Annotated in this window: 23 protein-coding genes, 1 pseudogene and 1 riboswitch; of the genes and pseudogenes, 14 read left to right on the plus strand and 10 right to left on the minus strand. The window is 68.2% G+C overall.

The annotated features are described in order from the left end of the window. Positions 1 to 54 precede the first annotated feature (54 nt). The 4 genes and pseudogenes from ychF (at position 55) to H7K45_RS03935 (ending at position 3092) form a co-directional block, all read left to right on the plus strand. On the plus strand, positions 55 to 1128 hold the full coding sequence (ychF, locus tag H7K45_RS03920) for a redox-regulated ATPase YchF (RefSeq protein WP_263994468.1): 1074 nt from the start codon (positions 55 to 57) through the stop codon (positions 1126 to 1128). A gap of 168 nt (positions 1129 to 1296) precedes the next feature. Next, a pseudogene (locus H7K45_RS03925) lies at positions 1297 to 1587 on the plus strand (helix-turn-helix domain-containing protein); the annotation flags it as partial. A gap of 99 nt (positions 1588 to 1686) precedes the next feature. Continuing rightward, on the plus strand, positions 1687 to 2307 hold the full coding sequence (locus H7K45_RS03930; protein WP_263994469.1) for a TetR/AcrR family transcriptional regulator: 621 nt from the start codon (positions 1687 to 1689) through the stop codon (positions 2305 to 2307). Next, positions 2304 to 3092, plus strand: coding sequence for a hypothetical protein (locus tag H7K45_RS03935; protein ID WP_263994470.1), 789 nt, complete (start codon positions 2304 to 2306; stop codon positions 3090 to 3092). The genes H7K45_RS03930 and H7K45_RS03935 overlap by 4 nt, the downstream gene beginning before the upstream one ends. A gap of 257 nt (positions 3093 to 3349) precedes the next feature. On the opposite strand, the gene H7K45_RS03940 is transcribed toward H7K45_RS03935, so the two are convergent. Beyond that, the gene (locus H7K45_RS03940; protein WP_263994471.1) at positions 3350 to 3559 is read right to left on the minus strand and encodes a hypothetical protein; all 210 of its coding nucleotides are present in this window, start codon (positions 3557 to 3559) and stop codon (positions 3350 to 3352) included. 453 nt (positions 3560 to 4012) lie between these two features. Then, positions 4013 to 4078, plus strand: a riboswitch (guanidine-III (ykkC-III) riboswitch). Positions 4079 to 4087: 9 nt separating this feature from the next. Here H7K45_RS03940 and H7K45_RS03945 point away from each other — a divergent pair. Both H7K45_RS03945 and H7K45_RS03950 read left to right on the plus strand, forming a co-directional pair. Then, positions 4088 to 4402 carry a DMT family transporter gene (locus H7K45_RS03945; RefSeq protein ID WP_263994472.1) on the plus strand — a complete coding sequence of 105 codons (315 nt, stop codon included), beginning with the start codon at positions 4088 to 4090 and terminating at the stop codon, positions 4400 to 4402. A gap of 23 nt (positions 4403 to 4425) precedes the next feature. Beyond that, positions 4426 to 4827 carry an ester cyclase gene (locus tag H7K45_RS03950; RefSeq protein ID WP_263994473.1) on the plus strand — a complete coding sequence of 134 codons (402 nt, stop codon included), beginning with the start codon at positions 4426 to 4428 and terminating at the stop codon, positions 4825 to 4827. On the opposite strand, the gene H7K45_RS03955 is transcribed toward H7K45_RS03950, so the two are convergent. Beyond that, positions 4824 to 5630, minus strand: coding sequence for a class I SAM-dependent methyltransferase (locus H7K45_RS03955; RefSeq protein WP_263994474.1), 807 nt, complete (start codon positions 5628 to 5630; stop codon positions 4824 to 4826). The genes H7K45_RS03950 and H7K45_RS03955 overlap by 4 nt on opposite strands. A 151-nt stretch (positions 5631 to 5781) precedes the next feature. On the opposite strand from H7K45_RS03955, the gene H7K45_RS03960 reads away from it, so the two are divergent. Further along, positions 5782 to 6174 carry an ArsR/SmtB family transcription factor gene (locus tag H7K45_RS03960; RefSeq protein WP_263994475.1) on the plus strand — a complete coding sequence of 131 codons (393 nt, stop codon included), beginning with the start codon at positions 5782 to 5784 and terminating at the stop codon, positions 6172 to 6174. After that, positions 6174 to 7199, plus strand: coding sequence for a cation diffusion facilitator family transporter (locus tag H7K45_RS03965; protein WP_263994476.1), 1026 nt, complete (start codon positions 6174 to 6176; stop codon positions 7197 to 7199). The genes H7K45_RS03960 and H7K45_RS03965 overlap by 1 nt, the downstream gene beginning before the upstream one ends. 25 nt (positions 7200 to 7224) lie before the next feature. Here the strand turns inward: H7K45_RS03965 and H7K45_RS03970 are convergent, their stop codons facing one another. Then, the gene (locus tag H7K45_RS03970; RefSeq protein WP_263994477.1) at positions 7225 to 7482 is read right to left on the minus strand and encodes a hypothetical protein; all 258 of its coding nucleotides are present in this window, start codon (positions 7480 to 7482) and stop codon (positions 7225 to 7227) included. A 324-nt stretch (positions 7483 to 7806) separates the two neighbouring features. Further along, positions 7807 to 8157 carry a hypothetical protein gene (locus H7K45_RS03975; protein ID WP_263994478.1) on the minus strand — a complete coding sequence of 117 codons (351 nt, stop codon included), beginning with the start codon at positions 8155 to 8157 and terminating at the stop codon, positions 7807 to 7809. Positions 8158 to 8273: 116 nt separating this feature from the next. Between H7K45_RS03975 and H7K45_RS03980 the strand changes: the two genes are divergently transcribed. Continuing rightward, on the plus strand, positions 8274 to 8462 hold the full coding sequence (locus tag H7K45_RS03980; protein WP_263994479.1) for an Rv3202a family protein: 189 nt from the start codon (positions 8274 to 8276) through the stop codon (positions 8460 to 8462). Here the strand turns inward: H7K45_RS03980 and H7K45_RS03985 are convergent. The 5 genes from H7K45_RS03985 to H7K45_RS04005 are packed head-to-tail and all read right to left on the minus strand — an operon-like array spanning position 8459 to position 14102. Beyond that, positions 8459 to 9547, minus strand: a complete 1089-nt coding sequence (locus H7K45_RS03985; RefSeq protein ID WP_263994480.1) for an NADH:flavin oxidoreductase/NADH oxidase — start codon at positions 9545 to 9547, stop codon at positions 8459 to 8461. The two genes, H7K45_RS03980 and H7K45_RS03985, sit on opposite strands and share 4 nt — an antisense overlap. A gap of 8 nt (positions 9548 to 9555) precedes the next feature. Beyond that, positions 9556 to 10002, minus strand: a complete 447-nt coding sequence (locus H7K45_RS03990; protein ID WP_263994481.1) for a cupin domain-containing protein — start codon at positions 10000 to 10002, stop codon at positions 9556 to 9558. 28 nt (positions 10003 to 10030) lie between these two features. Continuing rightward, a complete protein-coding gene (locus tag H7K45_RS03995) occupies positions 10031 to 11221 on the minus strand; it encodes an FAD binding domain-containing protein (RefSeq protein ID WP_263994482.1) in 1191 nt (396 codons plus the stop codon). Further along, positions 11218 to 12585, minus strand: a complete 1368-nt coding sequence (locus tag H7K45_RS04000) for an MFS transporter (RefSeq protein ID WP_263994483.1) — start codon at positions 12583 to 12585, stop codon at positions 11218 to 11220. Before H7K45_RS04000 ends, H7K45_RS03995 begins: the two co-directional genes overlap by 4 nt. 38 nt (positions 12586 to 12623) lie before the next feature. Further along, positions 12624 to 14102, minus strand: a complete 1479-nt coding sequence (locus H7K45_RS04005; protein ID WP_263994484.1) for an aldehyde dehydrogenase — start codon at positions 14100 to 14102, stop codon at positions 12624 to 12626. Positions 14103 to 14205: 103 nt separating this feature from the next. Here H7K45_RS04005 and H7K45_RS04010 point away from each other — a divergent pair, with 103 nt between their 5' ends. The 5 genes from H7K45_RS04010 to H7K45_RS04030 all read left to right on the plus strand — a co-directional run bounded on the left by H7K45_RS04010 (position 14206) and on the right by H7K45_RS04030 (position 21010). Beyond that, entirely contained in the window at positions 14206 to 15981 is a 1776-nt protein-coding gene (locus tag H7K45_RS04010; protein ID WP_263994485.1) for a helix-turn-helix domain-containing protein, read from the plus strand. Between the two features lie 76 nt (positions 15982 to 16057). Continuing rightward, positions 16058 to 17236 (plus strand): FAD binding domain-containing protein, encoded by a 1179-nt coding sequence (locus H7K45_RS04015; protein WP_263994486.1) that lies wholly within the window; start codon positions 16058 to 16060, stop codon positions 17234 to 17236. A 65-nt stretch (positions 17237 to 17301) separates the two neighbouring features. Then, positions 17302 to 19503: a xanthine dehydrogenase family protein molybdopterin-binding subunit gene (locus tag H7K45_RS04020; RefSeq protein ID WP_263994487.1), complete on the plus strand. Its 2202-nt coding sequence runs from the start codon at positions 17302 to 17304 to the stop codon at positions 19501 to 19503. Further along, positions 19500 to 20027: a (2Fe-2S)-binding protein gene (locus H7K45_RS04025; RefSeq protein WP_263994488.1), complete on the plus strand. Its 528-nt coding sequence runs from the start codon at positions 19500 to 19502 to the stop codon at positions 20025 to 20027. The genes H7K45_RS04020 and H7K45_RS04025 overlap by 4 nt, the downstream gene beginning before the upstream one ends. After that, on the plus strand, positions 20024 to 21010 hold the full coding sequence (locus tag H7K45_RS04030; RefSeq protein WP_263994489.1) for an FAD binding domain-containing protein: 987 nt from the start codon (positions 20024 to 20026) through the stop codon (positions 21008 to 21010). The genes H7K45_RS04025 and H7K45_RS04030 overlap by 4 nt, the downstream gene beginning before the upstream one ends. Here H7K45_RS04030 and H7K45_RS04035 read toward each other — a convergent pair. Further along, positions 21003 to 21260: a hypothetical protein gene (locus tag H7K45_RS04035; protein WP_263994490.1), complete on the minus strand. Its 258-nt coding sequence runs from the start codon at positions 21258 to 21260 to the stop codon at positions 21003 to 21005. The genes H7K45_RS04030 and H7K45_RS04035 overlap by 8 nt on opposite strands. Position 21261: the final 1 nt, after the last annotated feature.

Raw genomic sequence — 21261 nt, forward strand, 5'->3', positions numbered from 1 at the left:
GCGCGTTGGCGCGCCCACGGACCCGGCGCGGCCGACGCCTAGACTGTTCGATCCGTGGGCCTCAATCTTGGAATCGTCGGACTTCCCAACGTCGGAAAGTCGACGCTGTTCAACGCGTTGACGAACAATGACGTGCTCGCGGCGAACTATCCGTTCGCGACGATCGAGCCGAATGAGGGTGTCGTCGCGCTGCCGGATCCGCGGCTGGACAAGCTCGCGGAGATCTTCGGTTCGGAGAAGACCGTCCCCGCGCCGGTGACGTTCGTCGACATCGCCGGCATCGTCAAGGGCGCCTCCGAGGGTGCGGGCCTTGGCAACAAGTTCCTGGCCAACATCCGCGAGTGTGACGCGATCTGCCAGGTGGTCCGGGTGTTCGCCGACGACGACGTGGTGCACGTCGACGGCAAGGTCGACCCCCGGTCCGACATCGAGGTCATCGAGACCGAGCTGATCCTGGCCGACATGCAGACCTTGGAGAAGGCGGTGCCGCGGCTGGAGAAGGAAGCGCGCACCCACAAGGACCGCAAGCCGGTGTACGACGCGGCGGTCGCCGCCCAGGCCACCCTCGACGGAGGCGTCACGCTGTTCGCCGCGGGTGCCGACGTGTCCCTGCTGCGCGAGCTCAACCTGATGACCACCAAGCCGTTCCTCTACGTGTTCAACGCCGACGAGTCGGTGCTGACCGACGAGGCGAAGAAGGCCGAGCTACGCGAGCTGGTGGCGCCTGCCGACGCGGTGTTCCTCGACGCGAAGATCGAAGCCGAGCTCCAGGAGCTCGACGACGAGTCGGCCGCGGAGCTGCTGGAGTCCATCGGCCAGACGGAGAAGGGTCTGGATGCATTGGCGCGGGCCGGCTTCCACACCCTGGCGCTGCAGACGTACCTGACCGCCGGGCCCAAGGAGTCGCGGGCGTGGACGATCCACCGGGGTGACACGGCGCCCAAGGCGGCCGGGGTGATCCACACCGACTTCGAGAAGGGCTTCATCAAGGCCGAGATCGTGTCCTTCGACGACCTCGTCGCGGCGGGTTCGATGGCCGCGGCGAAGTCGGCGGGCAAGGTGCGCATCGAGGGCAAGGACTACGTGATGGCCGACGGCGACGTGGTGGAGTTCCGGTTCAACGTGTAAATAGCCTGTTCAGCAGGCATTTATCGACTGTCCGTCCGCAGTTCGTCCGCAGCGGACTAAAGCGCTGCTTGGAACAGCCGTCCAGCGGCATTCCGCGTCCGGTCGGTGGCGTTGGGCCACAGGTGTGCGTAGGTGTTTAGCGGGACGCTCGGCGACGAGTGCCCAAGTTCGCTCCGAGAGGGCATCGACACGTCGAACGCGGCAGACCGGATGGTCGCGGGAGTGCTGGCGAGCCTGGCTGAGCTTGAGCTTGAACTCGGGCGTGAGCGTCGGGCGGCGTCGCGAGACGTGAGGCGGGCGCGCGGACAGGCGATAGGTCGCCCCAAGGCGCTGGATCAGTCGAAGGTGGCGCTAGTGCAGCGGATGCACGCCAGCGGAGAGTCCGCCGGCACCATCGCCGCCGCACTAGGCGTCAGCCGCGCCACGGTCTACCGGGTACTTTCCGCCGCTGACGAGTAGCGCCCTCCTGGTGTGACGGTACTAACGCTAGTAAGACTTGCGTTAGCGACCGCGTTTGATGGAAGCTAAACGCATGATCGACTTGCGTTTAGTTCGGCTGTGGCCATCGTGACGGAGGAAGCCCGCCGCCGACCCGGCGGTCGATCCGCACGCATCGCTCAGGCGGTCGCCGACGCAACCCTGACCGTTATGGCCGAGAAGGGGCTCGCCGACTTCACCGTCACCGACGTGGCTATGCGGGCGGGCGTCCACGAAACCTCCATCTACCGCCGATGGGGCAGCCGCGAGAACCTCATCGCCGAAACACTGCTCGCCTACAGCGAACGGCTCATCCCCGTCCCTGACACCGGGTCCATCAGAACCGATCTGCGGGAGCTTCTCGCCGCCGTCGCCGACTACCTCTCGACGCCCATCGGCAAGGCGATGAGCCACGCACTGGCGTTCAGTGGCGACGAAACACGCTGGGAAAAAGTCCGATTCGACTTCTGGACCACACGATTGCAACTGGCCCGCTCCATAGTTGACCGAGCCATCGAACGCCAAGAGGTGCCGCCAAACACCGACGCACGGCTGCTGCTCGAAACCCTCATTGCGCCCTTGCAGTTCCGCACCCTGGCCACCCGCGAGCCATTCGACCGCGACCTGTGCGACCGCCTCACCGACCTCGTTCTCGACGGCATCCTGCCGCGTTCCACCAACACTAGGAAGCAGAAGCCATGACCGCACACGCCATCGACACCTACATCGACGGTCAGCTCGTCGCACCATCCGCCGTGCAAAGCTGGGAAGCCCGGCGAGCGCAGGCAGTCCTCAAGAAACTGACGGCGCGAGTGGGCGCGCTCGGCGTGGCCGAACTCCTACCCGGCGTTGATCTCTCCGCGCTGGATACCACCGACCCGCGAGCGGTGCGCGACGTGCTGGTCACGCTCAAATCGAACCTGGGCCATGCTGGGCTGTACGCCATCTTGAAGCGCGAGCTGGCTCTCTCTGATCGCATCGCACGCATCGCCGTCACTGCGAGTCGTGGCGGCAGCACCCACTGCGGGATTCGGCTCGTCGCCGCCGACTGCTCGGCCTCGGAGTTCGGAGCCTGGTTCGACGACCTCACTGCCACCGACGCCGAAACCGACATGATCGCAGCCTGCCCCGACCACTACCTCCTGCGCGGACTACCAGACGGACGCCAAGAGGTCGTCGAAACCACTGGCGGATCACCAACGCCCACAAGGTTCCTCGTCGATTACACCACCGGCAGGAACGCGTCGATACCAACCAATCCCGACTATCCAGTCCAGATCGCTGGTCAAGCCGTCCTTGATGACGGTCTCGTCGTCGGCGGTGTCCGCCACCAGTTCCGCGACGTCAACGGCGCGATGGAAGCGCTCTTAACTGTCGAGTTCCCACGCTTATTCCCATCCAGAATGATCACCGAACACCGCTGGCACCTGGCCACCGAGTTCGGCAACTGGATCGACGCTTTCCGGCAGCAGCGCAACCAACGGTAAGGGGGTGGGGGGTGTCTCCTTGCGCCACTCCGGTTCCGCCTCGTACTGCCAGCGCCTGCTCTCTCTCTGGCAGATCGGTTTGAGGTCCGCGTCCGCAGCCCGTCCGCAGCAGTTCAGTTCGCCGCAAACCGTAGTCAACGCCGCCAACCGTCTGACCTGCTAAGAGTTAACGAAGCCAACGCCGTCAACTGCGGCAAACGCCCAGCATGGAGTTCCGCTTCAACGTGTAAGCCGATGTGCCGTCGATCGTCCCGATGTCAGTCGACGCGCAGGGCGAGAGCAGCGTGCGGTCTGCCGTGATCCGCACCCGGTCGTCGAAGGCGGTCGACTTCCGCGAACCCGGCCGCTGACAGCGTCTCCGCCATCGCGTCGACGGGCCAGCGGTAGGCGGTGGTGACGCTGTGCTCGCAGGACTCAATCTCGTCGCCCTCGAAGAATCCGACGGCGAGAGTCCCGTTGTCGGACAACGCCGTACGTAGGCTCGAAGAACATCCCCGATGGCGTCGGGTTCGTAGTGGATCAGCGAGTACCAGGCGAGAATCCCGCTCAGGCCAATTCGCGCGGGCGCTTCGGATGAACGCGGGCACCAATACATCCCCCGTGCCGCGAGGCCTAGGTCGGTCAAGTGACCGGGTACGCAACCGGCATCGAGGACCGTCCCGCTACATCCCCCGAGGTTTCGTTCAAGGAACGCGACGCCGCCGAACATCCGGGTGTAGACGTCAGAAACTTCGGCATAGCGGCGCCCGACGACGGACTCCTTCGTGCGGCCGACCCCAATGTCAGGCTGAGAGCTCGTCGACGCGCATATATCCACGGCGGCGGTCTCAGCCCGACATTGCACGGCGTCACTCGCCATAATCTGGGTCCTGGTGACGAATCTGACCTTGCCCCTAGTCGGCCCGTGTGAGAACTTCGTAACAGAGCCGAAACGTTGGCTTCCGGACGATGGGTGCCGTACCCGGTGTGCGACAAGACGGCCCGGGAGAAGCGTCATGTCGTGGTTGATCCTGGCTTTGTCCGGCGTCCTCGAAGCGGTGTGGGCCACCGCGATGGGTAAGTCCGACGGTTTCAGCAAGCTGGCGCCCAGTGTCGTGTTCCTGGTCGCCATCGTCGCCAGCATGGTGGGCCTGGCCGTCGCGATGCGGGAGTTGCCGGTCGGCACGGCCTACGCCGTGTGGGTCGGCATCGGCGCCGTCCTCACCGTGGGCTATGCAATGGCCACCGGCGAGGAGGCGGCATCGGTGTTCAAGGTGGGCTGTGCGCTCGTCATCGTCGCGGGCGTCGCCGGCCTCAAGCTGGCCCATTGACGGCCGCCGACGATGATGGACCCGTGAGCGACCTGCTGAACGTCTACCGGGACTACCTGTCGTGCCTCAACGATCGGCGATGGTCCGATCTGGACCACTACGTCGCCGACGCCGTCGTGCACAACGACCGGGCGCTCGGACTCGCCGGGTATCGCGCGATGCTGGAGGCCGACACGGAGGCGATCCCCGATCTGCGCTTCGTGCCGGAGATCCTGCTCGCCGACGACCGCGTCGTGTCGTGTCGGCTGGCCTTCGACTGCACGCCGCGGCACCCGTTCCTCGGGTTCGAGGCGACGGGACGACGAGTGTCGTTCGCCGAGAACGTCTTCTACCGGTTCGACGGTGGCAAGATCGTCCGCGTGTGGTCGGTGATCGACCGAGATGCCATCAGCCGGCAGGGTTTCGAGCGCAGCCTAAACCCCTAGCCGGCGTCCTTGGTGAGGGCGTAATAGGCATAGCGGGTGTCGAGGTGATTCTCGGGAACCAGGGTCACCAGGCGCGGCGTGAGGCCGCATTCCGCTGTGAGCGACCAGAATTCGTCGATGCCGAACGTGGTCATCGTGGAGAGGCTGCGCGCGTAGTCTCGCTTGTAGGCCCGGGGCCGCCAGTCGGCGGTGTGGTACTTCATCTGTACGAAGGCGATGCCACCCGGGCGCAACATCCGCTCGGCGACGCGCAGGATGCGCTTGACGTCCTCGACGCTGGGCAGCACCTCCACGACGTAAAGGCAGATGAACGTGTCGCAGCTCTCCTCGCGTCCGTCGGCCGCGTATTCGGGATGGCGGATGTCGACCTGCAGCGGGGTGACGGGCGTGTCGCACACCATGCCCAGCTGGCGCACGCACTCGGCGATGCTGTCGGCGGAGACGTCGACGGCGATGAACTCCTGGGCAGTGGGGGCGAACGCCACCGCGTTGGCGCCACCGCCGCACCCCCATTCGACGACGACGCCGGGGGTCGCCGGCAGGTCGAGCGCCTTGGCGAACATGTCGAAGATCGCCAGGTGCTCGGCCCCGACGGTGCGCCAGTGCTCTTCGCCGAGCCCGGAACGCCAGTGTGCGTTGCCCTCCCATGCGGGGTCGGCGTCACGGCCGGTCCAGTAGTCGGCTGCGTCGTCGACGACGCGGTCGACGGGCGGCGTCGGCCGGACGTGATCGGACACGCGACGCAACTGGCTGGCGCGGCGCCGCACGACGCGGGCGATCTCACGGCGCGGTTGAATGGTCATCAGGCCCCCCTGTGCTAACTATTTGACGATCTCGACATGGGCACGGTAGTGGACAATCCTCATCGCAAACCCGATGTGGCAAAGTTCCCAGCCACATCTACGGAATCTCCCAGGTTCGACAAGGTAGCCACCGATCGTGCACTATCTGCGTATGAATGCAGGTACGGGTAAATGCCGTCGCCGGTTGCCCGCCGATCAAGTGGGTCTCGTCGTAGAGGTGTTCCGCATGCTCGCCGACCCGACCCGTGTCCAGGTTCTCTGGGCGCTCGTGGACCGCGAGATGTCGGTCAACGACCTGGCCGAGCACGTCGGCAAACCCGCACCGTCGGTGTCTCAACACCTGGCCAAGTTGCGGATGGCGCGGCTGGTGCGACCGCGCCGCAACGGAACCACGATCTACTACAGCCTGGAGAACGACCACGTCGCGCAACTGGTCACCGATGCGGTCTTCAACGCCGAGCACTCGGGTCCGGGCGTGCCCGGACACCACGCCGGCGCGACCGAGCTGCGCGCCCTTCATCCCGACACCGCGGAGCACGCCTGATGTCCCATCAACCCACCGAGACACCCGACCATCTCCACGACGGTCACCATCACCACCACCATGGCCGGGGCGGGGCCCTCGGGTCGGCCGTCCGGGAGGTGTTCGCACCCCACAGCCACGACGCCGCCGACGCCGTCGACGACGCCCTGGCGTCCAGCGCCGCCGGCATTCGGGCCGTGAAGATCAGCCTGCTCACCCTCGGTGCGACGGCGATCGCCCAGATCGTCATCGTCGTCGTCTCCGGCTCGGTCGCGTTGCTGGCCGACACGATCCACAACTTCTCCGACGCGCTGACCGCCATCCCGCTGTGGATCGCGTTCGCGCTGGGCACCAGGGCCGCCACCCGCCGCTACACCTACGGCTTTGGCCGCGCCGAGGATCTCGCGGGACTGTTCGTACTGGTGATGATCGCCGCGTCGGCCGTCGTCGCCGGAATCGAGTCGATCCGCCGTCTTCTCGACCCCGTCCCAGTGCAGCACGTCGGATGGGTGGCCCTCGCCGGCCTGGTCGGCTTCCTCGGCAACGAAGTCGTTGCCGTATACCGGATTCGGGTAGGTCGCCGGATCGGATCGGCAGCCCTGGTCGCCGACGGTCTGCATGCCCGGACGGACGGCTTCACCTCACTGGCGGTGCTTCTCGGGGCCGGCGCCGTCGCGCTCGGCTTTCCCCTGGCCGATCCCGTCATCGGCTTGGTGATCACCGTGGCGATCCTCGCCGTCCTGCGGACCGCGGCCAGGGACGTCTTCCGTCGGCTGATGGACGGCGTCGACCCCACCTACGTCGACGCGGCCGAGGCGGCCCTGGCGGCCGAACCCGGCGTGACCGGGGTGCGCAGCGTGCGGATGCGGTGGATCGGGCACCGACTGCATGCCGACGCCGAACTGGACGTCGACCCTGGCTTGCGCTTGTCCGACGCCCACCGGATCGCCCACGACGCCGAACACGCGCTGACGCACGCCGTTCCGCGGCTGGCCTCGGCCCTGGTCCACGCCTATCCCGAACACGCCGGGAGCGGGCGGTCCTGACCGGGCCGCCCGTCACACCCGAACGTCAGAACGGCAGGTCGACCTGACCGTTGGTGGTGTTGGCCTCGTCGTGGTTGGAGTCCACGTAACCGAGGTGGGCTGGCTCCTGCGGCTCGGTGCCGTAGGGCACCAGCGGATCGGTGCCCCCGCCGCTGGCGGAGACGATCACGGAATGGGTGGCCGGCGCCGCGAGCGGCGCGGCGTTGGCGACGGGGGCGAGGGCGACGACACTGCCCACGGCGACGGCGGCCAAGCCCGGGATGACGTAGCTGAAGAACTTCATGATGGCTCCTGGTGTGAGTCGGTCGATGTGACGACTTCAATCCTGCGTCGGAGAGCTCGCGGCGGAATCGGCGCTGACACCCATTCCGTATTGCAGCTAACCGGAACGGTGGCCGAGGTGTGGCTTCACCGTGACCTGGGCGGGATCGCGACCGGGAAGGCTCGAGGTCGTGTCTGCCGTCGAGGTGATCGTGTCGATTGCCGCGATCCTGTGGATCGGCGTCGTGTCGGCGGCCCTGGTCGTCGGGATCCGCGTTGCCCTGAAACTGCGCGCGCGGCGGCGGCGAATCGACCGACTGCTCTACCTGCTGCGGCTGCCGGCCGCCTACCGGTCGCCCCCGTCGCGGCGGCCCCGAGGGCCCTCACGGCGCGGACCCGGGTCGATGAACGAGATGACGAAGATCATCGCGAGCAGTGTGAAGATGGCCAGGGCAGAGAGAAGATCGCCCCACTGGAACGGGTAGAGGGTGCCGTCGATCGACAGCACCAGCACAGTCTCGATGATGCCGAACACCAGGAAGAACAGGCCGAACAACGTCCGAGAAACCCTCTGGTGCAACGCGCTTCGCCGCAACTCGATGATGAGGGTGAGAAGCAACAGGGGCAGGATCTGGGACAGAGTGGCGGCGGTCGAACCGTCCATCACGATGATTTCGACGCCGCCCGGGTTGCCCATCGGTCGCACGCTAGCAGCCGAGGCTGGACGGCGCCGGGGGTGAGCGCGAAGATCGGAGGTGTCGACCCGCGAGGGGTGGGTACCCGCCGGGCGGCCCACACGCGAAGGAGGCGAAGATGACCAACCCCCTGGACGACCAGGTGCCGGAAGCCGACCTGGCGGAGCAGCGCACACCCGTCGACTCCGCCGACGAACCGGTGTTCGACGTCGACTACCTGCAGGACCGCAGCGACGCCGAGGCCGACGAGGGCGACCTCGTCGAACAGGCGGTCGACGTCCCGTTGCCCGACGACGAGCGCGCCTAGCGGAAGGCCCGCGCGTACTGCGGCGGATGCGCCAGCGTCGCGCCCAGTTCGGCGGCAGCCTGGCTGATCCAGCTCGGATTGCGCAGCAGCACGCGAGCCAGGAACACCGCGTCGGCGTCCCCGTCGGCGATGATCGAATCGGCCTGTTCCGCCTCGGTGATCAGTCCGACTGCGGCCGTGGGGATCTCGATCTCCTTGCGGACCCGGGCAGAGAACGGGACCTGGTAGCTAGGCCCGACGACGATCTTCGCGTCCGGCGCGGAACCGCCGCTGGAGACGTCCATCAGGTCGACGCCGAGGACCTTGAGCCGTGACGCGAGTTCGAGGGTCTCTGCGACCGTCCACCCTGGGCGCTCGTCGTCGGTGTCGCCACCGAGCCAGTCGGTGGCCGAGACGCGGAAGAACAGCGGCAGCTCGTCGGGCCAGGCCTGGCGTACTGCCGTGGTGACCTCGAGTGCGAAGCGCATGCGGTTCTCCAGCGTGCCGCCGTACTGGTCGGTGCGGGCATTCGAGTGGGGGGAGAGGAACTGGTGGATCAGGTACCCATGCGCCCCGTGCAGTTCGAGAACCTTGAAACCCGCGTCGGCGGCCCGGCGGGCCGAGTTCGCGAATGACTGGACGAGTGAACCGATTTCGTCGACGGTCAGCTCGGCGGGACTTTCCAACCGGCCGAACGGCAACGTGCTCGCGCTGACCGTCTGCCACGACTCGGGCGCCCGACTCTCGTCGGGCCAGGGCCGCCCGGTCGAGCCCTTGCGGCCGGCGTGCACCAGCTGGATGCCTGGCACGGATCCCTGCGCCGAGACGAAGTCGGTGATGCGCCGAAATGCCCTGGCCTGCCGGTCGTTCCACAATCCAGTGTCGTAGACGCTGCTGCGGCCCGTGGGGTGGATCGAGGTGGCCTCGACCATGACCAGGGCGGCCCCCGCGGCGGCCCTCGAACCGAGGTGGGCGAGGTGCCAATCCGACGGCGACCCGACGTCCCCGCCGTCGGTCACCGCGGCGAACTGCATCATCGGCGACATCCAGGCCCGGTGGGCGAAGGTCACCTCGCGCAACACGAGCGGAGTGAACAAGTGCGGCATGACGTTTCCTACTTTCGGCCGGTGCTCAGCGGCAGCGGCGCGTTGGCACTGTCGAGGTGCTCGACGGTGCTGAAGATCAGCTCGGTGTCGCCGATGTTCTCGATGTCGTGCAACAGGTACTCTCCGGCACCGAAGTGGAAGTGGCGCGTCTCACCGGCCTCGTAGGACACCTCCCGCACGGTCCCGTCGAAGGTGTGCTGCCTGCTGCGGCCAGCGTTGACCGCCGTCCAGAAGTAGTCCAACACGTGCCGGTGGGCGTGCCAGCGCTCGCCAGGCGCAAGTCGGATCTCCCAGACCCGCACCCGGTCGTTCTCGCTGAGGAGTCGTGACCCGACCTCGCCGTCGTGGGAGTGCTCTTTGAACTCCGCCTTGAGCCATTCGGGCCAACTGTCGAAGTTGGTGGAGATGAGTTTGCCGGCCAGGGGCAGGTCGGACAGGAAGCTGCTGTCGGTCATGGTGTCGTCCTTTGGGTTTGGGGATCGTTTACTTGCCGGGGCCGTAGAGTCCGAAGCGCAGGTCGGGATCGCCGGGTGTCCAGGTGTTGGTGAACTGCGAGCGTTCGCCCATGGCGACGACGCGGCGCAGTAGGGCGTCGCTCATCTGGAGCTGGGCGGGCTCCCACTTCACCAGGGCGGCGGCGACGTCACCGCCGGCCTCGGAGAGTGCGGCGGCCAACGCCCACCCGTCGGCAGCGGCCTTGGCCGTTCCCGCCGCGGCGTGCGGACGAGCCGCGCAGGCGGCGTCACCGATCAGCGCCACCCGGCCCATGGCCATCCGCGCCGACCGGCTGTCGGAGACGACCTGCAGGTAGGGGGTCTCGGTGGCTTGGATGACGTTGGCGATCGCCGGTGCCAAGCGTTCGGCGGCCGTCTGCTTCATCTCGTCGACGTAGCGGTCCTGCACCTGGCCGGGGTGCACCGACACCGAGCCGGCGAAACCGCGCTTGTCGATGAGCATTTCGGTGAGGTCGGGTCCGGCCGGCACGTTGCGGTACCAGACGTAGTTCATCAGCCGGTCTTCGATGTCGAGGCTGCGCTCCCCGGGGATGGGGTACATCGTGATGTGGGAGTTGGGGATCACCTGGTAGGTGATGGCGTCCTGCAGCACCTCCCGCGTCGCGGCGTCGAGGTCGCGCAGCGCGACGGTGCCGCGCCACCCGACGTAGCCCGAGTAGTGCAGTCCCGATTCGGGGTCGAACCGTTGCCGGGCCACCGAGGTGACGCCGTCCGCGAACACCACCAGGTCGGCCGTTTCGCGGCGACCGCTGACGAAGCGGACGGTGACGCCGTCCTCGTCTTCGCCGAAGCCGCAGGCATATTCGCCGTAGTGGTAACGCTCGGTGCCGAAGTCGGCGAGCAGCGCCCGGTAGAACGTGCCCCACGAGGTGTAGGTCCAGGTGCACTCCTCGCGATACTCCACGTCACCCTCCGGCGTGAGGTACTGCACCGCGGAGGTCGACGTGCTCAGGTCGGCGAGGTTCTGGGTGCTGCGCTCGGTGAACCAGCGCACCGTGTCCGGCTGCAGGACGATGCCGCTGCCTCGGCCGTCCAGCGCGGTGGGCGTGCGCTCGTACACGTCGACGGTGAACCCAAGGTCGCGCAGCAGCAGCGCGGCGGTGAGTCCGCCGATCGAGCCTCCGACGACGATGGCATGCGAATTGGCGTAGTCGCTCACGAGGTGCTCTTCTCGGACTGAAGGGGTTGTGCAGGAATGGAATCTGCGGGCAGGGCCTCTCCGCGAGTCTCCCTGCAGAACGCCAGGCCGACGACGGCGATCAGGCCGAAGGCGGCCACCACCGCGGTGGCGACGCCGAGGTTGCCGCCGAACCACGAGGTGGCGATGGCGCCTGCGGCGAGCGGCCCGAGGGCGGTGACGTAGCGGCCCACGCTGTTGCACACGGCGATGGCGGTGGCGCGAACGCTAGGCGGGAACAGTTCCGGGGCGTAGATGAACGTCCCGGACAGAGCGCCGAAGAGACCGAAGCCGAGAAGTGGCATCACGAACTGGTATTCGGTGTAACCGCGGTCGAAGGGGAAGGTCCACGCCACGGTCACCGCCGAGACGCCGAAGCTGACCAGGAAGGCCTTGCGACGGCCGATCGCATCGGCGATGAAGCCCCAGGAGGCGTACCCCACGATGCCGCCGGCGTTGAACAGCATGGCGGCGGTGGCCACGCGGTGATCGGCCAGGCCGGTCGGCAGATGTTCGGCCGCGGTGAGCTGACGGATGATCTGCGGGTACCAGGTGGACACGCTCCAGAACGTGATGAGTGCACCGGATGCGAGCGCCGTGCAGATCAGCATCGGCCTGCGGAACGGCGGGACCAGCAGCCTGCGAAGCACGAATTGGTCCGCATCGGTACTGGTGCCGTTGATCCTTCGTTCCCGGCGCGCGGTCAGGTGGGCGTTGATCTCGGGAGGTTCGGGCACATAGCGGCGGATGAACCACACCACCAATGCGGGCAGGCCCGCCAGTGCCAGCATCGGTCGCCAGCCGTGGCTACCCCACAGGGCGTAGGCCGCGGCCGCGGCGAAGAAGCCGGCGGCATAGCCCGACGTCATGATTCCGCCCGCACGGGCCCGGTACCGGTTGCGCCACGTCTCGGCGATCAGCGCGGCACCGACGGGTGCCTCCACTCCGGAGCCCAATCCCGCGACGAACCGCAGGATTCCGAGCTGCCACCAGGTGTCGGCGAAGGCCGCCAGTGCGCTGAACACGGCGTAGGTGAGGATGCCCAGCGACAGCACCCTGGTGCGGCCGAAGTAGTCGGCCAGGACGCCGAACAGGATTCCGCCCGTCGCCCACCCGATCAGGAACAGGGCCACGGTCATGCCGCCGTAGTAGCCGATCGTGGCGGGACCCGCCTGCAGACCGCTGTTGGGCAGCAGCTCGCTCATCGCCGGCCCGAGGACCAGGATGTAGAGGCTGCCTGCGAAACCGTCGAGACCCCAGCCCAGCGTGGTGCCCGCGAGGACCAGCCACTGGGTCCGGGTGATCTCCTTGCGCCACCCCGTCGGTGGTGCGGTACTCGATGTCATGCGGATTCCCTTCGTGCGACGAGTGATTCGATGTCGGATCAGTTCAACCGGGTGGTTTCCCCACCGCCGTACCAATCGACGTGATCGGCGGCGGTGCGGACGACGACGGTCTTGATCCAGGAGAAGTCGTCGAACGATTCGGATCCGGCGTCCTTGCCCAGGCCGGATTCCTTCACGCCGCCCCAGGGCAGGGACGGCTCGAGGCGGTGGTGGTCGTTGACCCAGACCATCCCCGCCACGATGGCGGAGGCGACGCGATGAGCGCGGCCGACGTCGGTGGTCCACACTCCGGCGCCGAGACCGTAGCGGTTGTCGTTCGCCATCCGTACGGCCTCGTCCTCGTCGTCGAACGGGATGACGACGGCGACCGGGCCGAAGATCTCCTCCATGGCGACGGTGTTGGCCATGGTGGCGTCGGCGATCACGGTGGGTTCGAGGAAGAAGCCGTCCCGCAACGCTTCTGGCAGTTCGGGCACTCCGCCGCCAGCGGCGAGTCGGGCGCCTTCGTCGACGCCGGCGCGCATGAGGGCCTGAACCTTGTCGCGCTGGCGGGCGCTGATCAGCGGGCCGAGCTGCGTGTCGGCGTCGGTGGGATCACCGATGCGGATGGCCCGGGCGCGGGCCGACAGGGTGGCGACGAACCGGTCGTAGACGTTGCGCTGCACCAGGAATCGCGAGCCGGCAACGCAAGATTGCCCGGCGGCGACGAACGCGGAGAACGCCGCTCCCTCGGCGGCGACCACGGGGTCGACGTCGCCGAACACGATGACGGGAGTCTTGCCGCCGAGTTCGGCGGTGACGCGCGCGAAGCGCGACGCCGTAGCGACTGCCGCCGCGCGGCCCGCCTCGGTACCGCCGGTCAGCGTGATCTTCGCGACGTCGGGGTGCTGGGTGAGCCGGGCGCCGGCCTCCCTGGCGCCGGTGACCACGGTGACCACGCCGTCGGGCAGGCCGGCCTCGGCCATGACGTCGGCCAGCACGAGTGTCGTCAGCGGTGTCAGCTCCGAGGGTTTGACCACGACGGTGTTGCCGTTGGCCAGAGCGGCGGACACGCTGCGTGCCAGGATCAGCAGAGGGTGGTTGAAGGGCGTGATGATGCCGCAGACGCCGAGCGGGCGGCGCTCCTGGTAGGTCAGGTACGGGCCGTCGCCGGGCAGCACGGCCTGGCGCTGGGCGGCCAGCAGTCCGGCGTTGTAACGGAACCACTCCGGCACCCGGGACAACTGCGCGCGGGTCTCGGTGATCGGCCGCCCGTTGTTCTCGGCCTCCAGCGTGTAGAGCCGGTCGGCGTTGGCCTCGATCGCGTCGGCGATGCGCAACAGCAGGCGCGCTCGCTGGCTGCGCACCATCGCGGGCCAGGGCCCGCTGTCGAAGGCCGCCTTGGCCGTGGCGACGGCCGCGTCGACGCCGGTGGCGCCGTGCTCGGCGACGGTCGCGATGACGGCGCCGGTGGCGGGGTTGAGGATGTCGCGGACGTCGGCGCTGGTGGCGTTGGCGCCGGGGACGGTGCTGGTCATGACTATGAGTGTCGTCACAGCCCGCGTGGCCCTCAATGTCGACGAACACATCATCTGGCGAATGCTGTGTGTTCGAGAACACCCCCGTGGAATGCTGGTTGGCATGGCGGTGGATGCGGGGCGGCGGCCGGCGGCCGAACTGGTGACGTGGTTGAGCGCGCTGCGGGAGCTGAGTTCGGCGTCGACGTCGGCTGGCGACCTTCGCCACGTGCTCGACCTCGTCGCGGACACGGCGAGATCGCTTCTTGGCTATGACTTCTGCGGCGTCCTGACTCCGAACTCGGCCGGGGAAGCCCTCGTCATCAAGGGGTGGAGCGGACTGTCCGACGACTACGTGAATCGCGTCAACACCGACCGACCGGTCCGGCTCGGCAGCGGCTCACCGTCGAGCCAAGCCTTCGACACCGGCCAGCCCGTCGCCATCGGCGACATCGACGCCGAAGCCGAGTTCACCCCGTGGGGTGGCGTCGCCCGTGAACAGGGGTACCGCGCGATCATCTGCGTGCCGCTCGTCGCCGGTGACCAGATCCTGGGCACCCTCAACGGGTACTACGGCCCCGTGCACACCTTCACCAGCAGCGAGGTGGAACGGCTGACCCTGCTGGCCAACCACGCCGCGATCGCGCTGACGTCGGCCAGCAGGCTCGACCAGCTGCGCCAACTCAACGAGTCGCTGCGCGAACAACGCGACGCGCTGACCCGGTCGGAGCAGATCCACGAGCGCCTGCTGTCGGTGACGTTGCGGTCGGGCGGTCTCAGCGGCATCGCCGCGGTCGTCGCCGAGCTGATCGGGCGCCCCGTGCTGATCGACGACGCCCGCAACGTCGTCCTCGCCACCGCCGGTGACGCCGCAGAGTTGCCCGACGACGACTGGCGCGCCACGGCCGTCGCCGACGCGTCGGTGGCGTCGGCTCCGGTGCTGCTCGACGGCCCCGACGGTTCGGCGTACTTCGTCTCCGTCGCCCGGCTGGGTGACGACGCGGTGGCCCGAATTTGGTTCCCCCGGGGGGAATCGGCACTCGATCCGGTCGGCGTCCGTGCCGTCGAACACGCGTCGATCGTGATCTCGCTCGAGCTGTTGCGCATTCGGACCGCGGCCGAAGTGGAGCACCGACTGCGCGGTGAGCTGCTGGCCGAGTTGTTCAGCAGCGGGCCGAGCATCTCCGATCAGCTGGTGCAGCGCGCTCAGCGGTTGGGTCACGACCCGACGCGACCCCACGTGGTGGTGGTGGGAGCACTTGGCTCCGCCGACGAGCCCGCCGACAGCCGGATCTATCAACGGTCGCTGACCCTGGTCGCCGAACTCGCGCACTCGCGGCGGCCGCGGCCCCTCACCGCGATGCATCGCGGCAACGTCGTGACGCTGTGGCCGGCGGACGGTCAATCGGGGGAGGACGCGGCCGAATTGATCCGCCGGGCAATGGGTTCGGTGTCCCGGTCGGCGGACGCGACGGTCGCGGTCTCGGCACCGGGGGAGCACGGCTACAGCGAGGCGTACCGGACGGCGAAGGGCGCGCTGGACATCGCCATGCGCGCCGGGCGCACCAACACCGTGGTGCGACTGGAGGAGCTAGGCGTCCTCGGCCTGCTGCTCCAGCTCGAGGACTCCACGCAGTTGGTCGCGTTCGCGGGGCGCACGCTGGATCCGCTGCACGACTACGACACCGCCCACCGCACCGACCTGGTCCAGACGCTGCGCACCCACTTCGCCTGCAAGCTCGACCGCAGCCGAACGGCCGCCGCGTTGCACATTCACCCGAACACCGTCGCGCAACGGCTTCGCCGCATCGAACAGCTCTGCGACGCCGACCTCGCAGACCCGGCGGTGGCGTTGCAATTCAGTGCCGCGCTGACGGTGCTCGACGTGGCGAGCGTGTAGTCGAGAACATGCTTCTGGAGAAAGTATGTGCGCGCCGACATTGCCGCGCGCGACCATGCCGACGACGCTGGCCGTCATGACCACTGCCGCCGCCCACACGTTCACGGCGGCGATCGTCGGCGGGTCCGTCGGCGGACTCGCGGCCGCCCACGAATTGCGGTCCATCGGTGCCGACGTCACGGTCTACGAGCGTTCGGTCGACCGCACCCAGCCCCGTGGCGCAGGCATCGTCATGCAGCCCGAGGTCGAATCGCTGCTGTCCCGTCTCGGCGTCACGGTGCCGTCGGTCAGCGTTCGACTGCGCGAACGTCAACAGCTGCACCGCGACGGCCGGATCGGCCGATACGACGCGCCGCAGTGGATGACGGCGTGGGACACCCTCGACGCCACGCTGCGGGTGCCGCTCGGCGAGGTCTGCTACCGACTTGGCAGTGAACTCGAGGGTCTGAGTGCCGAAGACGTAGGTGTCACAGCCACATTCGACGATGGCTACAGGACGACCACCCACCTCGTCATCGGCGCAGACGGTGTCGGGTCCACGACCCGTCGCCTGCTGCACCTGCCGGGGGACGTCTCCTACGCCGGCTACGTCGCGTGGCGCGGACTGGAGCCGGAGGGCGCCCTGCCCGGTCACCTCGTCGACCTGCTCGCCGAACGGTTCACCTCCTTCGGCGCGCCCGGAATGCAGATGCTGTGCTATCTGGTTCCCGGCGCCAACGGAGAGCTCGAGCGCGGCTCGCGACGCGTCAACTGGGTCTGGTACGTCAACACCGCCGAGCGCTGCCTCGAGCGGTTCCTGACCGGCACGTCCGGCCGGCGCTACGACAACTTCCTGCCGCCGGGGGAGCTGACCGCGGAGAATCTGACCGAGGTCAGCACCCTGGCCGAGCGGACGCTGCCCGGCCCCTTCGTCGAACTGGTCGGGCGGTCGCGCGTGTTCATGCAACCGGTGTTCGACCTGCCGCCGTCCCGGATGGTCGCCGACCGCGTCATGCTGCTCGGCGACGCGGCCGGAACGGTGCGACCGCACACCGCCTCCGGCACGTCCAAGGCGCTTGGCGACGCCGCCACCCTGGCCGATGCCCTGCAGGGGTGGACGCCGCCCGCGAGCCTGCCCCGACGGCGACTCGCATCCTGGGAGGCGCACCGGCTCACGCACCTGGAATCGATCGCGCGGGCGGGCATCCGGTTGGCCGACCAATCACTGCTCGGCCCAGCAGGACCCGATCATTCGGCATGCGCCGATACCCGCTAACCGGTATTGGTGATGGTGGCCAGCAGCGTCGACGTGGAACGTGGTGAGAGGCGAAGGTGGACGACATGAGGGCGACGGGGGACGCAACGATGGTCGTCGGCACGCCGATGAACCGAGTCGAGGGCGTCGAGAAGGTGACCGGCCAGGCGATCTACACCGCCGACGTCGTCGTCCCGGGAATCACGTACGCCGTTCTGGTGCAATCGGAGATCCCGCACGGCACCGTGACCGCCGACTCGCTACGGGCGAGCACCGAGCGCGCCCTGGCCGCGCCGGGAGTGCTGCACGTCCTCACGCCGCTGAATAGTCCTGCGCTGCATGCCCCGCCGCGACAGATGAGCGACGACCTCCCGCTGGAGCGTCGCCCGCCGCTGTCCGATCTGACCGTGCAACACGTCGGGCAACACATGGCGCTGGTGGTCGCCGACACCTTGGAGAACGCCACGGCCGCGGCGGCGTCGTTCGAACTGGTCTACGAGAGGGCCCAACCCCAGCTCAGCGCGCGCGACGTGCTCGGCGACGCGGACGGATTCGGGATCGGCGACGGGGCCGTTCGTCACGGGGTCTACCAGCCCGATCACTTCGTCAAGCTCGAGGAGGAGAAGCTGCAGGACAGCCGGGGAGCCGCCGACGAACCGTTGGGCGCCGCAAGGGTTTCGGCCACGTACACCACCCCGCTGAACACGCACTACCCGATCGAACTGTCGGCGACGGTCGCGCAGTGGGACGACGACGTCCTCACCGTCCACGACACGACCCGCTGGATCACCGGCGAGCGCATGGCACTGGCCGCCTACCTCGGCATCCCTGAGGCCAAGATCCGCATCCTGTCTCCCCTCGTCGGCGGCGCGTTCGGCTCGAAGAGCTTCCTCTGGATGCACGTCGCGCTGTGCGCCGTCGCCGCGCGGGACGTCGGGCGTCCGGTCAAGCTCGTCCTCACCCGCGATCAGATGTTCTCCTCCACGGGCCACCGCCCACGCACCGAACAGCACCTGTCCCTGGTCGCCGACGACGCCGCGCACATCCTGAGCACCGAGCAGCACACCCTGACCGAGACGTCCACCGTCGCGCACTTCTGCGAGCCCGTCGGTCTGTCTGCCCGGTTCCTCTACGACTCGCCACGGCTGGTCGTCTCCCACACCGTCGCCCGAATCAACCATCCCACACCGTGTTTCATGCGTGGTCCGGGTGAAGCCCCCGGCCTGTTCGCCCTCGAGGTCGCAATGGACGAGCTGGCCTACGCCTCGAACGTCGACCCGATGGAACTTCGGCTGCGCAACGGCACCGACCGCGACCAAGCCAGTGGCAAGCCGTGGTCGGGCAAGCACCTACGCGAGTGCTACCTGCAGGGCGCCGAGCGCTTCGGGTGGGACGAACGGCCGATGGCCCCGCGGTCGTTGCACCGCGACGGTCTCCGAGTGGGCTGGGGAATGGCCACCGCCACCTACCCCGGTCGGCGCATGCCGGCGAGCTGCCGCGTCACGACCGACGCCACCGGCAGGGTGCGGTTCGCCTCTGCTACACACGAAGTCGGTACCGGGGTCCGCACGGTGATGACCCAGCTCGCCGCCGACGCGGCGGGCCTCGACGTCGACGACGTCGGCTTCGACTCGGGCGACTCGCTGTTCCCCGACGCGCCCTACAGCGGAGCCTCGCAGACGACGGCCACCGTAGGGTCGGCGGTGTACGAGGCCGCCACGGAGTGGCGACGGCGGTTGGACGACATGGGCGGCCGGCTGGACCGCCTGACCGCCGGTCAACTCGAGACCCTGACCTTCATCACGACCAGCGAGGGCGCGGCAGAGGGCGGTGCGACATCCCAGTCGTTCGGTGCGCATTTCTGCGAGGTCACCGTCGACGAGGAGATTGGCCGCGTCTCGGTGACCCGCTGGGTCGCGATGATGGATTGCGGCCGGGTGCTCAACCCCAAGCTGGCGCGCAACCAGGTGATGGGCGGCATCACCTTTGGGCTCGGCATGGCTCTGCTCGAGCAGGTGCCCTACGACGTCCACACGGCGCAACTCATCGGCGAGTACTACCTGCCCACCCACGCCGACCGACCGGAATTCGACATCGGCTTCGTCGACGTGCCCGATTATGGCCTCGACCCGGTCGGGGTGCGGGGGATCGGCGAGATCGGCACCTGCGGTGTGCCCGCGGCGATCTCGAATGCCATCTTCCACGCCACTGGCAAACGACTGCGCGACTTGCCGATCACCCTGGAGCAGTTGATGACACCGTTCGACGCCGACGGAGGCACCCCATGAGAGACGTCACGCTCACCGTCAACGGGGAGACGCGCACCGTGACCGCCGACGTCAGGTCGACGCTGCTCGACCTGCTCCGGGAGACCTTGCACCTCACCGGCACCAAGAAGGGTTGCGATCATGGGCTCTGCGGCGCCTGTACCGTCTCGGTCGACGGCGAGCGGGTGGTCAGTTGCCTGACTCTCGCGGCATCGGTCGACGGCAGCGACGTCCTCACCGTCGAGGGACTCGCCGACGGTGACCGGTTGCATCCGGTTCAGCAGGCGTTCGTCGACTGCGACGGCTTCCAATGCGGCTTCTGCACCTCGGGGCAGATCTCGTCGGCGCATGCCATGCTGACCGAATACGCCAGGGGCGACCTGTCCACCGCGTCGTTCGAGGCGGGCCGGGCCGCGGTGTGCCACGGCCCGAAGGCGCTGTCCCACGACGAGATTCGCGAGCGCATGGCAGGCAACATCTGCCGCTGCGGCGCATATGCCAACATCGTCGACGCCATCGCGGTCGTGGTGGAGGAGACGACGTGAAGACCTTCGAGTTCGAACACGCCAGCACCGTCGAAGGCGCCGTCGACCGCGTCGTCGCGACGGGCGGAAAGTACTACGCCGGCGGGACGAATCTGCTGGACCTGATGAAGGGCGGGGTCGAAGCACCACCGGCGCTCGTCGACGTTAGGCGGCTGGGGCTGCGCGACGTCACCGCCACCGAATCCGGCGGCGTGCTCATCGGGTCGGGCGTCACCAACAGCGCGCTGGCCAACCACCCCTTGATCCGCACTGGCTATCCGGTGTTGTCGCAGGCGATCCTCTCGGGTGCGACGACTCAGCTGCGCAACATGGCGACCGTCGGCGGCAATCTCCTGCAGCGGACCCGGTGCCCGTACTTCATGGAAACCGCCTTCGCGCAGTGCAACAAGCGCAATCCCGGCTCGGGATGCGCGGCCAAGGACGGCTTCAACCGCGAGCATGCTCTCTTCGGAGTCGGCGAGTCCTGCGTCGCGATCCACCCGTCCGACATGGCGGTCGCGCTGGCCATCCTCGACGCAGTAGTCCACGTGCACGGGCCCGACGGTCGTCGCACGGTGTCGATCAAGGACTTCTTCCGGCTACCGGGGGACGAGCCGCACCGCGACAACACCCTGCACCCGGCGGAGTTCATCGTCGGCGTCGAGCTCCCGCCTTCGCCGTTCGCCGAGCATTCCTGGTATCTCAAGGTCCGCGATCGGCACAGCTACGCCTTCGCCTTGGTGTCCGTGGCAGCCGGATTGCGCGTCGAGGACGGCCTCATCAGCGCCGCCGCGGTGGCATTGGGCGGGGTCGCCCCGATGCCGTGGCGCGTGGCCGACGCCGAGGCCGGGCTGATCGGTCAGCCGCCGACCGACGCCGTCTTCCGGAGGGCCGCGGAGCGGGTCATGGCGGGGGCTCGACCGTTGAGCCAGAACGGTTTCAAGGTCGACCTCGGCAAGCACTCGGTGGTGCGCGCGCTGTCGACGGCCCTGCGGGTCAGCTGACGTCGCCGACGGTCTTGTCGCGGTTGGCGTCCTTGGCACAAAATTCGAGCGTGGCCTCGACGCGTGCGGCGACGTCGGACGTGGAGGCGTTGCGCCCGTTGCGGGCCTTGAGGACGTTCGCGATGGTGGCGCTGCGGGTGTCCTGGCTCATGCCGGTGTAGTCGTGACAGGTGGTCGACTCGTCGCCGATCCCCGCGCACCCCGCGAGCGCAACGCCGATGGCGGCCAACACCGCGACGGTTCGGTACATG

The sequence above is a fragment of the Mycobacterium yunnanensis genome (assembly GCF_025823185.1).
Classification (GTDB): domain Bacteria; phylum Actinomycetota; class Actinomycetes; order Mycobacteriales; family Mycobacteriaceae; genus Mycobacterium; species Mycobacterium yunnanensis.

Coding starts and splice junctions, on each gene's coding strand:
- H7K45_RS04010 (WP_263994485.1), top strand. CDS start 14,206: ATGGCGGTGGATGCGGGGCGGCGGCCGGCGGCCGAACTGGTGACGTGG.
- H7K45_RS03945 (WP_263994472.1), top strand. CDS start 4,088: ATGTCGTGGTTGATCCTGGCTTTGTCCGGCGTCCTCGAAGCGGTGTGG.
- H7K45_RS04005 (WP_263994484.1), bottom strand. CDS start 14,102: ATGACCAGCACCGTCCCCGGCGCCAACGCCACCAGCGCCGACGTCCGC.
- H7K45_RS03970 (WP_263994477.1), bottom strand. CDS start 7,482: ATGAAGTTCTTCAGCTACGTCATCCCGGGCTTGGCCGCCGTCGCCGTG.
- H7K45_RS04020 (WP_263994487.1), top strand. CDS start 17,302: ATGAGGGCGACGGGGGACGCAACGATGGTCGTCGGCACGCCGATGAAC.
- H7K45_RS04000 (WP_263994483.1), bottom strand. CDS start 12,585: ATGACATCGAGTACCGCACCACCGACGGGGTGGCGCAAGGAGATCACC.
- H7K45_RS03965 (WP_263994476.1), top strand. CDS start 6,174: ATGTCCCATCAACCCACCGAGACACCCGACCATCTCCACGACGGTCAC.
- H7K45_RS03955 (WP_263994474.1), bottom strand. CDS start 5,630: ATGACCATTCAACCGCGCCGTGAGATCGCCCGCGTCGTGCGGCGCCGC.
- H7K45_RS04015 (WP_263994486.1), top strand. CDS start 16,058: ATGACCACTGCCGCCGCCCACACGTTCACGGCGGCGATCGTCGGCGGG.
- H7K45_RS04025 (WP_263994488.1), top strand. CDS start 19,500: ATGAGAGACGTCACGCTCACCGTCAACGGGGAGACGCGCACCGTGACC.
- H7K45_RS03960 (WP_263994475.1), top strand. CDS start 5,782: ATGAATGCAGGTACGGGTAAATGCCGTCGCCGGTTGCCCGCCGATCAA.
- H7K45_RS03935 (WP_263994470.1), top strand. CDS start 2,304: ATGACCGCACACGCCATCGACACCTACATCGACGGTCAGCTCGTCGCA.
- H7K45_RS03980 (WP_263994479.1), top strand. CDS start 8,274: ATGACCAACCCCCTGGACGACCAGGTGCCGGAAGCCGACCTGGCGGAG.
- H7K45_RS03985 (WP_263994480.1), bottom strand. CDS start 9,547: ATGCCGCACTTGTTCACTCCGCTCGTGTTGCGCGAGGTGACCTTCGCC.
- H7K45_RS03975 (WP_263994478.1), bottom strand. CDS start 8,157: ATGGGCAACCCGGGCGGCGTCGAAATCATCGTGATGGACGGTTCGACC.
- H7K45_RS04035 (WP_263994490.1), bottom strand. CDS start 21,260: ATGTACCGAACCGTCGCGGTGTTGGCCGCCATCGGCGTTGCGCTCGCG.
- H7K45_RS03990 (WP_263994481.1), bottom strand. CDS start 10,002: ATGACCGACAGCAGCTTCCTGTCCGACCTGCCCCTGGCCGGCAAACTC.